Annotated in this window: 18 protein-coding genes and 1 pseudogene; 5 read left to right on the top strand and 14 right to left on the bottom strand. The window is 33.6% G+C overall.

Features of this window, described 5'->3' with window-relative positions; translation table 11 throughout:
* The first annotated feature begins 88 nt into the window (after window positions 1-88).
* The 5 genes from EC501_RS16690 to EC501_RS16675 all read left to right on the top strand — a co-directional run bounded on the left by EC501_RS16690 (window position 89) and on the right by EC501_RS16675 (window position 3,161).
* The gene (locus tag EC501_RS16690) at window positions 89-1,075 is read left to right on the top strand and encodes a BTAD domain-containing putative transcriptional regulator (RefSeq protein WP_338322904.1); all 987 of its coding nucleotides are present in this window, start codon (window positions 89-91) and stop codon (window positions 1,073-1,075) included.
* A 521-nt stretch (window positions 1,076-1,596) separates the two neighbouring features.
* Entirely contained in the window at window positions 1,597-1,728 is a 132-nt protein-coding gene (locus EC501_RS18745; protein WP_277749727.1) for a hypothetical protein, read from the top strand.
* Between the two features lie 2 nt (window positions 1,729-1,730).
* Window positions 1,731-2,123, top strand: a complete 393-nt coding sequence (locus EC501_RS16685) for a spore coat protein (protein ID WP_241559386.1) — start codon at window positions 1,731-1,733, stop codon at window positions 2,121-2,123.
* A gap of 33 nt (window positions 2,124-2,156) precedes the next feature.
* A complete protein-coding gene (locus tag EC501_RS16680) occupies window positions 2,157-2,588 on the top strand; it encodes a spore coat protein (protein ID WP_122973476.1) in 432 nt (143 codons plus the stop codon).
* A 372-nt stretch (window positions 2,589-2,960) separates the two neighbouring features.
* Entirely contained in the window at window positions 2,961-3,161 is a 201-nt protein-coding gene (locus EC501_RS16675) for a spore coat protein (RefSeq protein WP_122973475.1), read from the top strand.
* Between the two features lie 129 nt (window positions 3,162-3,290).
* Here EC501_RS16675 and EC501_RS16670 read toward each other — a convergent pair whose 3' ends face one another.
* The 14 genes and pseudogenes from EC501_RS16670 to EC501_RS18845 form a co-directional block, all read right to left on the bottom strand.
* The gene (locus EC501_RS16670) at window positions 3,291-3,527 is read right to left on the bottom strand and encodes a small acid-soluble spore protein Tlp (protein WP_122973474.1); all 237 of its coding nucleotides are present in this window, start codon (window positions 3,525-3,527) and stop codon (window positions 3,291-3,293) included.
* Window positions 3,528-3,612: 85 nt separating this feature from the next.
* Window positions 3,613-4,155 carry a TlpA family protein disulfide reductase gene (locus tag EC501_RS16665; protein WP_122973473.1) on the bottom strand — a complete coding sequence of 181 codons (543 nt, stop codon included), beginning with the start codon at window positions 4,153-4,155 and terminating at the stop codon, window positions 3,613-3,615.
* A gap of 16 nt (window positions 4,156-4,171) precedes the next feature.
* Window positions 4,172-4,660 (bottom strand): GNAT family N-acetyltransferase, encoded by a 489-nt coding sequence (locus tag EC501_RS16660; protein WP_122973472.1) that lies wholly within the window; start codon window positions 4,658-4,660, stop codon window positions 4,172-4,174.
* Window positions 4,661-4,874: 214 nt separating this feature from the next.
* The gene (locus EC501_RS16650; RefSeq protein ID WP_122973470.1) at window positions 4,875-5,504 is read right to left on the bottom strand and encodes a TetR/AcrR family transcriptional regulator; all 630 of its coding nucleotides are present in this window, start codon (window positions 5,502-5,504) and stop codon (window positions 4,875-4,877) included.
* 101 nt (window positions 5,505-5,605) lie between these two features.
* Window positions 5,606-6,796, bottom strand: a complete 1,191-nt coding sequence (locus tag EC501_RS16645; RefSeq protein WP_158599738.1) for a phenylacetate--CoA ligase family protein — start codon at window positions 6,794-6,796, stop codon at window positions 5,606-5,608.
* A gap of 20 nt (window positions 6,797-6,816) precedes the next feature.
* Window positions 6,817-7,914 carry a methyl-accepting chemotaxis protein gene (locus EC501_RS16640; protein ID WP_122973468.1) on the bottom strand — a complete coding sequence of 366 codons (1,098 nt, stop codon included), beginning with the start codon at window positions 7,912-7,914 and terminating at the stop codon, window positions 6,817-6,819.
* Window positions 7,915-8,177: 263 nt separating this feature from the next.
* Entirely contained in the window at window positions 8,178-9,572 is a 1,395-nt protein-coding gene (locus tag EC501_RS16635) for an L-cystine transporter (RefSeq protein WP_122973467.1), read from the bottom strand.
* Window positions 9,573-9,833: 261 nt separating this feature from the next.
* A complete protein-coding gene (locus EC501_RS16630) occupies window positions 9,834-10,982 on the bottom strand; it encodes a suppressor of fused domain protein (protein WP_122973479.1) in 1,149 nt (382 codons plus the stop codon).
* Window positions 10,983-10,989: 7 nt separating this feature from the next.
* Complete coding sequence (locus EC501_RS18680; RefSeq protein WP_241559385.1) at window positions 10,990-11,802, bottom strand: AHH domain-containing protein; 813 nt, start codon at window positions 11,800-11,802, stop codon at window positions 10,990-10,992.
* Window positions 11,803-11,937: 135 nt separating this feature from the next.
* Window positions 11,938-12,150, bottom strand: coding sequence for a hypothetical protein (locus tag EC501_RS16620; RefSeq protein ID WP_122973466.1), 213 nt, complete (start codon window positions 12,148-12,150; stop codon window positions 11,938-11,940).
* An 80-nt stretch (window positions 12,151-12,230) separates the two neighbouring features.
* Window positions 12,231-12,548: a hypothetical protein gene (locus EC501_RS16615; protein ID WP_122973465.1), complete on the bottom strand. Its 318-nt coding sequence runs from the start codon at window positions 12,546-12,548 to the stop codon at window positions 12,231-12,233.
* A 32-nt stretch (window positions 12,549-12,580) separates the two neighbouring features.
* Window positions 12,581-12,883, bottom strand: a complete 303-nt coding sequence (locus EC501_RS16610) for a WXG100 family type VII secretion target (protein WP_122973464.1) — start codon at window positions 12,881-12,883, stop codon at window positions 12,581-12,583.
* Window positions 12,884-13,096: 213 nt separating this feature from the next.
* The gene (gene ltaS, locus EC501_RS16605) at window positions 13,097-15,064 is read right to left on the bottom strand and encodes a lipoteichoic acid synthase (RefSeq protein ID WP_122973463.1); all 1,968 of its coding nucleotides are present in this window, start codon (window positions 15,062-15,064) and stop codon (window positions 13,097-13,099) included.
* Between the two features lie 377 nt (window positions 15,065-15,441).
* Window positions 15,442-15,525: pseudogene (locus EC501_RS18845) on the bottom strand (IS200/IS605 family transposase); the annotation flags it as partial.

Raw genomic sequence — 15,525 nt, 5'->3', positions numbered from 1 at the left:
ATAGACATGGTTGGACCATCTTATCGAATATTAGATACAAAAGAATGGCTAGAAAATAGTTCGGTTTAAGTGGATCAGTTTTTAATTAATAAATGGCTCAATTTTTACTTGCGAAATACAGCCGGGTATTAGCGGAATGGATTTAGCCGCCTTAATCCATGAAGAAAATCCTACTGTTCAAGTAGTGTTTGTTACGGCACATCGTGACTATGCCATACAAGCTTTTGAACTTGAAACAACGGATTATTTATTAAAACCCGTATTAAAAGAAAGACTTAATAAAACGATTAATCGTATTCATGAACGACTGGAAGAAGAACATCTTAGTGAATCAATGGATCATTCCACTCTCCCATCCTTGGAAATCCGATGTTTTAAGCAACTATCTTTATCTTTCAATGGCGAACCGGTTCTTTGGAAGTCAGCTAAAATAAAGGAATTATTCGCTTTTTTCTTAATGCATTTAGATACACCCATTCACAGAGATTTATTAATCGACAAACTATGGGAAAACCACGACTATAAAAAAGCAAAAATACATCTTCACACATGTATTTCATACATAAGAAAAATGCTTGAATCTTTCCATCCAAATCACACTCTGTCTTTTGCCGGACAGCACTATACGCTTCATCTGGAACAAGCCTGGTGTGATGCGGTCGTTTTTGAACATATGCCAACTGTTGTTTCTTCAAAAAATATAGATACTATTGAAAGGAATATTCTTTTATATAATGGAGAATATTTAGAGGAAGAAGGGTATGAGTGGGCACGGGTAAAAGCGAATGAACTTTCAGGGAAATTTATTTCCACCCTTTACAGTTTAGCTGATTACTACGAACAAGAACATTTAGATACTAAATACATTACTGTGCTTCAAAAAATTCTGCAGTTTAATCCTTATTCAGAATCCGCAGTAGTTCGGTTAATGAAGGTCTATATTCGCCTGGGTATGCGTGCAGATGCTCTTCATTTATATGAATCATTTAAACAATCATTATGTGAAGACCTTGGTATTTTTCCAGAGAAAGAAACAAGTCAAATTTACACCCTTTTAAAACAAGGCGACCTTTAGTACTTTTCCCTGCTAACCAACTCTTTCGTAAACCTAATATCCCCCTTTAAACAAAACCCTCTTTATTCAAAAGGAAAGTTCCCATTTAAAGTCAACTACCTATCATTAGTTGACTTTTTATTTACATAGTCCAGTTATTCGTGGATTAGTTCTTGAATTAGGACGAATCCTTTTTTATTTAAAAAAATGTTTCATTAATAAATTATTTCTTTGTCATTGTGTGATTGCATGAGACGTTTAGTAGTTACGCTGAATACAATGGAAAGAATAGATTTCCCCTTTCCCGTTCATTTCAATTTTTCCAAGTAAAAATGTCTAAAATATTTCCCTTCCCAAATCAAAATAGGCTTTCTTCCTATTAATTCATAAAGTTTTTTTCAAATATAAGATAATCAACTATATCAAATTTTTATAAGTCCATATTCTATTAGTGTCAAGTGGAGAAACTTGGTGATTTTTCAGGAAAGGAGGAGAATATTAGGTGAAACGTTGGAGATGTTCAAATTGTAGTCAGAAAAATTTTGAGGATAGACATCGCTGTAGACGATGCAGTTCCCCTAATCATTCGATGGAGGAGAGTAGCAGCAGTAGTAGCAGTAGCAGTAGTAGTAGCAGCAGCTGTAACAACGGGTTCAATTTTAACAATGAAATGATGATGGGAAGCACACTTCCAAACGCTACAGTTGCACAAAATTTTGATCAAGTTATGTTAGTAGAACAAACTTCTGACGAATTAATCTGGATTAAAGATTCCTGCAACATTACAGTTGATACAAATGATACACAAGCCGCAATTTCTCTTCAAGTTGGTTTACAACTTGCAATTGCTTTAGTAATCAGCATTTCTCTTGGTGATTCTATAGAAGGTCGAGCTGTAGCGCAAGAACTCTTCCAGAAGTTAGATAGTGAACAGACAAACAAACAAAAAGTTTACATCGAAAATTCTAAAGATGTTTCGATTACAACATCTGATACAGACCTTTCTGTGAATATTCAAGCATTGTTACAAGTGCTTGTATCACTAGTAGTGAAATTAGATGTTCTTTAATCTTTAAATTTTAGGGTGAAAGAGGTGAGAAGAATGGGAGAAAAAAAGTGGAGAGCATTAGATCATTGTGACGATAACAGCAGCAATATCGATTCCGATACAGCGCAAAATGCCGATCAAGTCATGAATACGACACAACAATCTTTTGAATGGATTATTGTAAAGGATTCAGAAGGTGTTAATGTTAATACAACAGATACTCAAGTTGCAATATCTTTACAACTAGCTATCCAAGCAGCAATTGCTATTGTAATTAGTATTACAATCGGTGACGATGATCAAGGCAATGCTGTTACACAAGATCTATTGCAGTTCATGAAAACAAAACAACGCAATACTCAAAAAACGATTATCGAAACATCTAAAAATGTTACAGTGAACACAACTGACACTGATGTATCAGTGAATATCCAAGCAATGCTACAAATTCTTCTAGCGCTTGTTGCTAAATTAGATATCTTATAGTATTGACACTAAAATAGCTCGGATAAATAGAAATATATAAAACTCATGAGAAATCTTCTAAATATATCCTAAAGCTAATCACTAGGTTATGTACTAAACAAAACATTTCCCAACAACAAAATAGGCAATTTTATGATCATCGGAACCTATTTATTAGTCGATTTTTTATGGGGAGAGAAGTTTTTCCACGTAACATACGAATCATTTATGTTGCGTGGGATATTATTTTTTGCATCAAAATTTACCATAAGTTTTTTGGATAATACTTAAATTTTATGAAAAACACGAAGAGGAACTAATAATCTTTCGTTTCCTCTTAACTAATCGTTGCATATGCTATTTAGAGCTACTTAATGTTAAGGAGTGATACGTATGAAGGATCCAAATGCAATTCCTAACAAAGTTGTTGACCTACTAGTTAGTGAAGTTCTCCGAAAAAATGGTGTTAATCTAGAGAACACTAAAAGTAAATTAACAGATGAACAAAAACAATCACTAAAAGAACTAGTAGAAGATTTAAAATCGCAAGTCGACGGTTTCGTTAACCAATCTACTACAAAAAAGAATAATTAATAAGAATGAAGATAAATCATCTATTCTTTATAAATTAAATACCCTCTAAAATGTTTAACAATCAATTTAGAGGGTATTTTCCCTTAAATTCTTTTTAAAAAAATGAATAACTTTCCCAGAATTCCTCCTCTATATCTTACCTTTTTTACGTGCTTCCATTTCTTCCTTCATTTCTGCATTCATCGCTTCAATCGATTGTTTACGGCGCTCATTTTTTTGTTTCAACATTTCCCGTTCTTCTGGACTTGCAAATTCCATACTCACTTCTGCTTCATGAAGTTTTCTTTCGGTGTTTTCGATCATGTCATGAAGACGTTCCACATTATTAAAGCGATTGTCTCGTTTTGGTTGTTTTTCGTTTGTCATCGTGTTCCTCCAAATACTGTTTTAAAGTAGTTTGGGTAACTTTTATCTATCTATTCAAATCAGTCAATAGGAACATAAATTTCAACTAAAGATTTGTAACAAGTTTTTTTAATTGTTTTTCATTTATTGGTCCTTTTATTGTATACTTCAATATTCCATTTGCATCCACAATAATAGTTGTTGGATAAGTGAGTACCTTAAAGGATTTCTCAAGGGACTTGTCTAGGTCTAAAAAGATTGGGAATTTTAAATCGTATAAATCTATAAATTTCTCGATATTTTTACGAATCTCAGATGAAGTGATATTGATTGCTAATAGCTCAACATTATCAGGCATATTGTCATAAAATGCTTTTAAATGAGGTGCCTCTTGTTGACACGGTCCACACCAAGATGCCCAAAAATTAATAATTAGAACCTTACCTCTGTATTCTTCTAACGTTGTAACAGACTCATCTAACTTAGTTAAAGGAGTATTGAAGTCTACCTTTACTGTTTCCTTAGCCGTCGTTATCATTGGATTAAAATCCGTATCTTTTGTAATATCCTTCTTCACTAAAATGACAATTAGTAAAATAATACATAAAGCTGAAAATATTAAGATAATTCTTATTCGTTGAATATTCAATTGCTTATGCCCCTATTCATAATGAAGAACCATTCAAAAATTTCTTCAGTTCAATTTCATCTCGAATAGGAATGCCGTCATTTCCTATAAGGGGAATCTCAGGTTTCAGTTTTCTTGCCTTCTCTACGGCATTATTGAAAATTTGAGATAAAATAAATCCGCGCTTTTGATAAAACTTTAAAGCTAATAAATTATCATTCGTTGTAACGAGCTTAAGGACGTTACAATTTTTATTCAAAGCAAGTCGTTCTACTTCTTGAACTAGGGCGGAACCTATTCCTTTCTCTTCTTCGACACTATCTAATGAGATAATCTCACACTCACCGTTTTGTATATCATAAGTGATTAAACCGATAATTTTCTCTTCTTTTAAAACCGCGAAGCCGTCTAATGTACTACAATCATAAATTCCTGTTGAAATGACCATTTGAGGACTTCCCCAATGTTCTTTAAAAAATTCGATTACTTTTTCTTTAGACAGTTCATTTATTGCAACGACATTCATACTTCATCACCTCAATTAACTTACCTCATTTTATTTAAAAAGTTTTTAATAGCTTCCATCCGGATTTTATGGCCACAATCTTCGCAGCAAAATAAGTTGCTTTTTCTTTCTTTAACGTCTTTATATTGCTTAGATCCTTCATATACTTTATATTTTTGTTTGCAACTTAAACAAGTCACCTCATAGAAATTCACGCTCATCTACCCTCTCCTATTTAACTTCGTGTTGCCAATTCAAATATTTTAACGAACTCATTTACATAGTCATTAATGTTAGTTTCAGGGTTTCTCATTAACTCAATACAAAATCCGTCAATAACGTTTCGAATCGTTACTGCCATCACTCTAGCTGAGAAAGGCGTAAACTCCCGGAAAGTGCCATCCTCCATTCCTAAAAATAGAATCTTTTCAATTGGTTGAAAAATTCTTTCATCCAATTCGCCTACAAAGCGTAGTTTTCCATCTTCCGTTCGCTCGTTAGCCACAATTTCAATGACAGCAAATACATGCTTTCGATTTTTACTTATAAAATGTAAATTTGCCTCAATGTATTTCGATAACATTTCTTTTGGAGAGAGGTGAGAATCAAATTGTGGATTAATATAGGCTAAACAAGCATTGTAATAATCAATGACGACTTGCTCTAATAACTCTTCCTTACTAGCAAAGTGATAGGTAATAACCCCTTTACTAATATTTGCCCGTTTTGCAATTTTGCTTACCGATGCTTGGGCATAACCAAGTTCTGCAATCGTTTCAATCGCACATTCCACAATTTGATTTCTACGAGCTTTCTCGATAAAAGACTTTTCTTTTTTATTATTGGAATTATTTTTTGTACTCATGTTTAAATTTTAGTACAGTTGTACGAAAACTACAATGGCTATATTCCCAAAATAAAAGAGCATGGGATGAACGAACTGTTCAAAACATGCCCTTAAGAATATTATTCCGCCACTAAAACATCTGTAAAGATTTTTTCAATATACGTTGTTTTCGTATGTTTCGGCTTTTGAATATAGTTTTCAATCGGATAAAGCTCGCTTAATTCCACTAGAACTTCCAATCCTAGTTTGTCAGAAAGCTCTTTCGAAATACTCGATACATCTACAATTTTCGTATATTGCAAGAAGAACGTCACGGTTTGATCAATTTGCTGAAGTTGCCATTGGAAAGGAATTTCATTTAACGTATAGATAGCTTCCTGTATATCGTAAAAGCTAAATGTATTTCCATGAACCGTTATACTTTCAATTTCCCTTCCATAATGAATCAGTACAGGAGTTTCATTACCACAACTGCAAGTATGGTCTTCTTGAATTTCGATTATATCTTCATTAAAGTAACGTAAAAGTGGCATTCCTTCTCGTGCTGTTGATAGAACACAATACCCTTTTTCATGGAAAGGTAATACTTGACCTTGTTCATCAACCACTTCAAATTTTACTTTTGGATGGGTTAAATGGAAATGACCTTCTTTACAAGAAAGGGACAAGGAACCCGTTTCTGTACTACCGAACAGCATATGTACAGGTACTCCGAATAATTGTTCAATATATTTTCTTCTAGATGGTGAAACTAATTCCCCTGCTACGATTAATGCACGTAAATTTGCTAAAGGAAATTGAACACCCATTGCCTTCGCCACGTGATAAAGTCTAATCGCTTCGTTGGAACCAATTGCAAGAATCGAAGGTTTTGTTTTTTGTAAAATTTCTACTACGCGAGATATTGGAGCGGCCAAATTCCATTGGTCAGCTGAAATAAATCCAGCCTTTGCTTCCCTTGCTGTCCAATAAAGGATAAATGCTGGTAATGCAATAGCAAATGGGAAACGATTTAAAATAAGATCGTTTTCCGATAATTGCAAGTCTGAGTCCATTAATAATTTTGCCTCTTGTAATGTATCGTTATGTGAAAACCAGCTTGGAGATGGTTTACCGGATGTACCACTTGTTTCATGATAAGTGGCAATTTGAGAACTATCCACACCTAATAAGTCAAATCCATCCGCCTCTCGTAGTTCCTTTTTCGTCGTAAACGGAATTGAATCCCAATGTTCCGTGTTAACATTTACAAGTTTTTGTTGATAAAACTTACTTTGATTTGCACAATGAATAAATTCCCTATTATTCATGAAAACATCCCCCATTTCAATTAGTGATGTTCAACCATTTCTTTTGTAACGAGATTGAACTGCTCTACATCTTTCGTCATCTCTTTAATAAGACTGTTTAATTTCTGAATAACAGCCACTCCAGATTCTTGGAATTGTTTTGTTACCTCTACGTTATTGGCAATTTCCTCTGACCCTGCAGAAAGCTGTTGTACGGCAGCTGAAACTTCATTAATTTGATCAGACACTGCTGTAATTTTTCCTTGAATTAAACTAAATTTCTCTTTTACATCTGAAACGACCGTAATTCCATTCATGACTGTATTTTGACCTTCATTCATATGTGAAACCGATTGGTCAATCGTATCCTGAATAGAAGAGACAATTTTTGAAATTTCATTGGACGAATCTTTTACTTCTTCGGATAATTTTCTTACTTCATCTGCTACAACAGCAAAGCCTTTACCATGTTCACCAGCTCTTGCTGCTTCTATCGCTGCATTTAACGCAAGTAAATTCGTTTGGTTGGAGATATCAGTAATGGTTCCAACGATATTACCAATCTCTTTAGAGTATTGGGATAAATCACTGATTACTTGAGATAAGTTACTTACCGACTTATCGATGGCATTCATTTGAGCTGTTACTACTTCTAATGATTCATAGCCTTGAGAGCTTGTCTCATTTGTTTCCTGGGATGTGCTCGCCACAATTTGGGCGCTTTTAGCAATTTGCTCGATACCACTCGAAATCTCTAACATCGTTTTCGTATTGTTTTCAACATTTTCAGCCTGTTTTAACGCACCCATCTCTGACCTTTCAGCATAAACTGCTAATTCTGACAGTTTCGATTGAAAGTTTTCAAGACTAGGTAATAGCGCTTCCATTAATTTCATCGTTTTAGGCTGATTAGAGCTAGTCAATTCTACTTCAACAGAATTATTCGGTCCCTCTATTGGCGCTACGATTTGTTTTTCGATACCTTTCATCTGTGTTCGGAAAATAAGTAATAAAATAATAGAGGTTAAAATAGAAGCGATTACTAAAATATTGATTGGTTGAGTCAATAAACTAATCAACAGTAATACATTTGGGATGATTAGAAGCAAAATCCAAAGACCGTTTAATGTTTTTGACATAATTCGTCTCCTTTTTATGAAAATTTAAGAAAGTTTTGTTAACTGATACTCTTCATTATAATAGGATAATGTGTATATTTTCACGTGCCATTTTACCCATTTGAACAGATTTCCTTAAGTTTAAATAAAACAAAAGAACCACCATCTAAACAAAAAGTACTAACCGACTAGCAAACCTATGTTATGATGCAATAAAAAAGCGAATTCCTATAAAGGAACTCGCTTTTTAAACGTTTTACTGATTTCATACTAGATTAATAGTCTTATGATTCAACTACTTCGTCTAAACCAGCTTTATTATTATATACTTTTTGATCAAATTCACCTGTAATTTTACTTGTTAAAATACCAGATGTCATACTTCCACTTACGTTTAAAGCTGTACGACCCATATCGATAAGTGGTTCAACAGAAATTAATAAACCAACGATCGCAACAGGAAGATTTAATACTGAAAGTACGATTAATGAAGCAAATGTTGCTCCACCACCTACACCTGCTACACCAAATGAACTGATGATAACAACTGCGATTAAAGTAATAATAAAACTTGGATCTAAAGGATTAATGCCAACTGTCGGTGCTACCATAACAGCTAACATAGCTGGATAGATCCCTGCACATCCATTTTGTCCGATTGTTAAACTGAACGGACCAACAAAATTGGCTACCCCTTCAGAAACACCAAATCCATCCGTTTGCGTTTTAATGTTAAGAGGTAATGTTCCTGCACTTGAACGGGATGTAAATGCAAATGTTAATGCAGGTAACCCTTTTTTCACATAAGTTTTTGGACTTAATTTTGCTAGACTAATAAAGATTAAGTGTATTAAGAACATAACAATAAGCGCTACATAGGAAGCTATAACGAATTTACCTAAATTCACAATCGCCTCAAAATCACTTGTCGCAGCGACTTTTGCCATTAAAGCTAATACCCCGTACGGAGTAATACGTAAAATTAAAGTGACAACACGCATAATGATAGCGTAAAAAGCATCCACAATTTTTTTGAACAACTCAGCTTGTTCTGGTTGCTTACGTTTAATCCCTAAGTATGCAATCCCAATAAATGATGCAAAAATAACAACAGCAATTGTTGATGTTGAACGAGATCCAGCTAAATCTGCAAACGGATTAGTTGGAATGAAAGAAAGAATTTGTTCAGGAATTGTCATATCTTCAACCGTTGCCACACGTTCTGTCAATTCCGCATTACGTGCATTTTCCGCATCTCCTGCTTGTAATTCAATCCCTTCTAAACCAAAGCCAATGGCAGAACCAATGCCGACTGCCGCTGCAATCCCAGTTGTCAGTAATAAAATCCCGATACCGTAAGCACTAATTTTACCTAGATTTTTTGAAAGACTTACTTTTGTAAATGCTCCAATAATTGAGATAAATACTAATGGCATGACAACCATTTGTAATAACCCAACATAACCAGAACCAACAATGTTAAACCATTGGATTGTCGTTGAAGTGACCTCTGATGTTGTACCATAAATCAGATTCATAATGAAACCAAATACGATACCTAAACCAAGCCCTGCAAAAACACGTTTTGAAAATTTCACGTGTTTCTTTTGCATTATATATAAACCGACAATGATTGCTATTAAAATAGCGATATTTACGATTACTAAAAACGTATTCAAAATCGTTTCCTCCTTAAAAAGTTTTAGAATTATAATGAACAATTATTAACTATAATACATAAAAACCGATTGGTAAAGTATGAATTATAAAAAAATAAATGTAAGTGGGAGCTAATTGTGGAACCCACCTAAAAAAAAGGATTAATGAACTTAAAAAACTATATGCAGTTGAGGAGCAGAATGTACCAAATAAAATTTTATAAAATAAAAAGCAACCAGCTATTGTGCTAGTTGCCTTCAATTAAATTGTTATATTTACTGCTACAACATACCAACATTTACCCGGTGTATATCCAAAACGTCTGTGATTCCTTTATCCTTCAATCGCATTAATAGATACTCAAAACCTTTTACCATTGCAAGTTCTCTTTCTTCTTCATAAATTGGAACTATTGTATAAATGTTAATTTTCCCCTGATTAGTAAGAACGGTTTCTAGTCCGAGTTCTTGAGGTTTACATACCATAAAACATGATAATTTTGTGTTTGTTGCAAATGGTTGAGGAGGCTCTCCATTTGGAAGAATAACACCTTCATCTAACCACCCATCATAAATATGAGGAATATGTGCAATTTTCCGCAGCCAACCAAGAGGCCAATAATGGTTTTGATCCTTAATGTGGTCTTTCTCAACTAACCAATTTGAAGGTAATTTTAGTAACAATTCGGCATATTTAAATACATCTTCTTCGTTAGAATAATCCATAGGTTGATCACTCATACCAGTGGTTATAAGCGTTAAGAAATCTTTATCCATTGACGGTGGAATTATGTGGATATTGACTGATACTCTACTGCCAGGAATAGTTTCACTTATAGTATTTTTTACAGGACCAAAGTATTTTGCGATATGCTCTAATATCTCTATATGATGATCTTTATTAATATCGTCCATTGTTGTAGTAACAGACGAACCATAATGATGTTCTAACAGCATTATGATTTCCTCTTGCCCTTGCTCTTTTGCAAAAGCTAATGCGTCCATTTCTTTCATTGTCTCACCATTATATTTAACTTTCGTATCGATACCACTTTCTATTAATAATTTTACAATATCGACATGCCCATTACTAATTGCACCAAATAAAGGATTCCTCTCAGGCTCACTTACATCCATATGAGCTCCACAAGATAATAAATATTTTACTATTTCTATATGCCCTGCAGTTGCAGCTTCATTCAACGCCCCACCACCATACACCCCTCCAGGCGTATTAATATTAACACCAAGTTCTATTAGTTTTTTTACTATATCTAACTCCCCTCTAGAAGCTGCGACATGAAGCCACGTTCCAAAAGGGGTCATCATATTTAGATATTCTTTATTAGTGCCGATTAATTCAACGACCTTATCCGAATCGCTTTTTTTTATAGCTGTTCGAATGTCTTTTGCAATCTGTTTACTATCCATTTCCAAATCATCTCCTTCTTTTGGCAATATCACCGAGTTTTTCAAGCATTTCTACCATATCTTCTCTGTCTCCACCTGCATCCCTTACTTTTTTAATATTATCTACAACATTTCTAAGTGCTTCAATACTATGCTGACCCTTAACTCTATTCGGAGCCCATACTAGGTTTTCAAGCCCAATAATTGGGTCAATGTCATATTCTCTTAATATGTCTTGACCTTCTTTTACTAGTTCTTTTTGAGCTTTTCCATTTCCTTTTTTAAATACAATATGATGAGCATGAGGATCGTACATATCACTTGGGGGATCACCTTTATTTTTCTTCAAATAAGCTCCATAATCAATTTTATCTACATTTTTAGTAGATTCACCCGTACCCTTAATATTTCCCTCATCAATTTTATCAACCGGCTTTGTAGAATCACCAATATTTTCTGTTTTAATGGCAGTTTTAGTAGGGCCTTGAAAATTATCTAGCCCCTTCATCATTGTAACTCCTGCACCAGTTGCAACACCGGTTGCGGGCATCATGTTGAGTCCATTCCCTGCAACATTTGTTAGCTCTTGAATATTATTTTTTATTTGATTTAGATATTTATCAATGGAAAGATCCTCGATTCCTGCTTGGACACTCCCTGAAGTCTTGTTTGTTGAAACTTTTATATCATTACCATTTTTAAGGCTTCCCGTTTTCGGAGTAGCACCTTTTAAACCAGCAACTGTTGTAACCACTCCTAAACTATTTAACCAATGTTCTTTTGAAAATGGATCTTCTGGTAAAATAGCTTCTTTTGCTGTATCAGTGAAACCAAGGGTCAAATAATTGAAGAAGTCATATGTAGAGTCGAACTTTTTTTCATTTCGACTTTTTAACCCTGAATTCAGACCGTCTAACGCTCCTATTGAGAGATAATTAAAGAAATCATAAGGAGATCGAATTTTGAAGGAAGGATACTAACTTTTGCATATTCTTTTCAATCGTTTGTAATTCATTCGATATATTTTGTACAATTGATCCCCGATGCCATGTCGTGCTTTAATACGGTAATCGATTTGAGATCGGATGGATGCAACATTGTCTGTAGTATTCGATACTTTTGTGGCAACTTGTGAAAAGCTAGGGGTCAAATCATTAACTCTATCAATATCGACTTTTATCTTTGACATGAATGTCCTCCACTAAACCCATTCTTTCATTAAAAAGTTTCATATTTTAATTCTAACCGTGATTAGAAATTCCATTTTATTTATCTTTTTCTAGCCGCTTCTTCCTTCGCTCTTTCTGCTGCTTCCCTTTCCGCCTTTTCCCTTTCCTCTTCACGTTTAATTTCATATGCCGTTGAGACAATTTGTGATTCTACCTTATTGAGTTGATTTACTATATTTAATAAATCTTTATTGATTTCGTTAATGGCACGATTTACATAAACCATTTCATCTGCCTGCCAAGCACTATTCAACGTTGACTGGAGGCTTTCTAAACTGTTGTTCGCTACTCTTAAATTATCTGCATAATTTTCTAGTTTATTAGCCTGTCTAACGGCTTCTCCCACATTGATCCCCATTCTTTTCACCTTACCTTATGTTCAAACATTCCTTAGTTTGTTAATCTTTTTGCATCATTGATAATATCACTTTGCGTTTCTCGATATATTTTTGCACTCTTTTTTATAGACTTCGAAAAGTCTTCTATTATTTTTACATTCTTTTGGAAGTCACCTGATAATCTTGTTAATTTCTTTACATATTCTAAGTTATCAATCCCTTGCCAAGCTGTTCCATTCAAAATAGCTGTGCTTATTAGTTGTTTGTAAAGTAACTCGTAGCTTACCGCATGGGTATTAAGAACTTGTGAGGCATGTTCCAATTTCGATATATCAACAGCAATTTTCTTAGCCATAGTTATTTCCTTTCCCACTATTAATCTATCTGTTAAAATAAATGATTGTTTTTAAAGTAACATACTAAAAAGTAAATTAATGTCATTATACTATATTCAGTAAGTATTTTACCATAATTTAACTGTACTAATTTATCCCCAATTACCTTCTAGTTCTCTACTTTTATGTACAAAAAAAAAACGGATTCCATAATCGGAATCCGTTTTCGTATTTTAATATTCATCTGTTTCTTCTGTCGTTACCTTACTGTAATTGTACTGAGATGGATCGACTGGTGTAAATCCTATTGGTGTATAGAATCTCAATAAATCACCATTTACGACTTTATCAGATAATTGTAGTTTGTATTCTACTTCTTTTTCAAACTCATTTGCTTTTTCCAATAGACTATCGTCAGGGTCCTCTAATGGTAAACCTGTTTTTGCATCATATAATTTATCATCAATTGAGTAAATGGTTGGGCTGACAAAGTCGCCATTTCTGAACGGTACTAGTTCATTGTGTTCTTTTGATAATAAATCGGTACCAAATTGAACGTAATTTTGTGAATCAATTCCAAGTAAGTGTAACAAAGTTGGAAGAAGGTCCATTTGACCTCCGTAAGTATGATTCACTCCACCTTCCATTCCTGGAACATGAATAATTAAAGGTACTTGTTGTAAATTAGCACTTTCATAAGGTGTTACTTCTTTTCCGATAATTTGTTCCATCGCTCGATTATGATTTTCTGAAATACCATAATGGTCACCATAAAGAACGATCATACTATTATCATATAAACCTGATTCTTTTAATTGTGTAAAGAACTGTTCAATCGCTTCATCTGCATAACGAGCAGTTTGGAAGTAATTATCCACACTTGGGTCGCCAGTAGTAGCTTTTCCAATCGTTGTTAACTCTTGGTCAATTTTATACGGATAATGGTTCCCAACCGTAATAAATTTCGTATAGAAAGGTTGAGGTAAAGATTTTAACAGTTCCGTTGATTGTTCAAAGAATGGTTTATCTAACAAACCGTATTCCGCCATATCTTGTTCAGAACTTGTGTCATAGTAATTCGCATCAAAGAAATGGTCATAACCGAATGATTTATAAATCTCATTACGGTTCCAGAAAGTTCCGTTATTCCCATGGAACACTGCAGATGTATAACCATTTTCTTTTAAAATGGCAGGAGCTGCTTGGTACGTATTTTGACCTTTTGTTATAAAGGCAGATCCTTGTGGTAAACCAAATAAAGAGTTTTCTAACATAAATTCAGCATCGGAAGTTTTACCTTGAGCTGTTTGATGATAGAAATTATCAAAGTAAAGTGTGTTTTGATCTTTAATTAATGAATTTAAAAATGGTGTTACTTCTTCACCGTTTAATTTATAGTTCATTAAAAAGTCTTGGATGGACTCTAAATGAATATAGATTACATTCATACCTTTTGCTGCACCAAAATATTCAGGGTTCGGTTCTGCATAATTGGATCTTGTATAGTTGATTACTTCCGTCATATCATCACTATCAGCAAGAGCTCTTTGCGAAGACGCCTTAATCGTTTCAGCAGCGTCATACATCGTATAGTTATACATTCCTAAATATTTCACAATATAGTTTCGATCAAAACCACGTGTTAATAATTGAGGACGATCCACGTTAGCTAGTCCTAAATTGATAACCGATAAACCAATTACAAAAGCTATTACTGCTACAGCTTTTTTATACCCAACTCTAGTGTAATCCTTTTGTATTTTTTTAGATACACATAAGTAAATCAATAAAAATACATCAACAAAGAATAAAATATCGTAAGGTTTTAATAAGGAAACAATACTTCCACCTAAATCTCCAAAGTTTTGCGTTTGGAAAATGGTCGGTAATGTAATAAAGTCACTAAAAAATCGATAATAAACCGCATTTGCGTATAAAAGAATAGATAGTAGCGTGTACATCACAACGAGTAACGTATATTTCCCACGCCCTTTAAAGACAAATGCAAACCCAAGAAACAACATAGCTGAACCTAATGGATTAATAAACAATAGAAATTGTTGCAGGAATCCATCAACATCTAAATGGAATTGGGTTACTTGCGTAATATATGTTTTCATCCATAGCATAAGGACAGCTAATAAATAAAGACCAAAAAATTTGTTTAAAAAGCCTTCTTTTTTATTATTTAAACTTTCCATTTTGAACACCTTCCTTTTAGTCAAATAGACTAAAAAAATAAGACTATTTTCAAGTTATTTAAGTTTTACATTAAATGATGAATTTGGTAAACTGTAATATTACCAATCAATTCACAGAAATATATAGTACACCTAATACACGTGTTCTGTCAAATAAACATTCATTTTTTGTTTACTTTTTTTACGATAAAATGTTTGTATCTTATCACTTTTTACATTAGTAATATAACGATTTAACTTTATAAAATGTTTCACTTTTATTTAAAAAAATAAATATCCGCCTGTAAAACAGGCGGTTTTAGTAACGCCCTATAAGGGCTCCTTACTAACTGCCCCTAATGGGGCTTTTTTAATTGACCGTCAACCGTATTTGTTCTTTAATCTCGTTTAAATGGGTCTATATATTCTCTACTCGTCATTTGATCACGTAATCGATCTTCAGCTTCTTGTTCCCTAATGTA

Origin of the sequence: Lysinibacillus halotolerans (assembly GCF_003711845.1) — a bacterium.
Classification (GTDB): Bacteria; Bacillota; Bacilli; order Bacillales_A; family Planococcaceae; genus Ureibacillus; species Ureibacillus halotolerans.
Note: the sequence above shows the minus strand (reverse complement) of the source record. Positions and strands in the feature narration are given on the sequence as shown.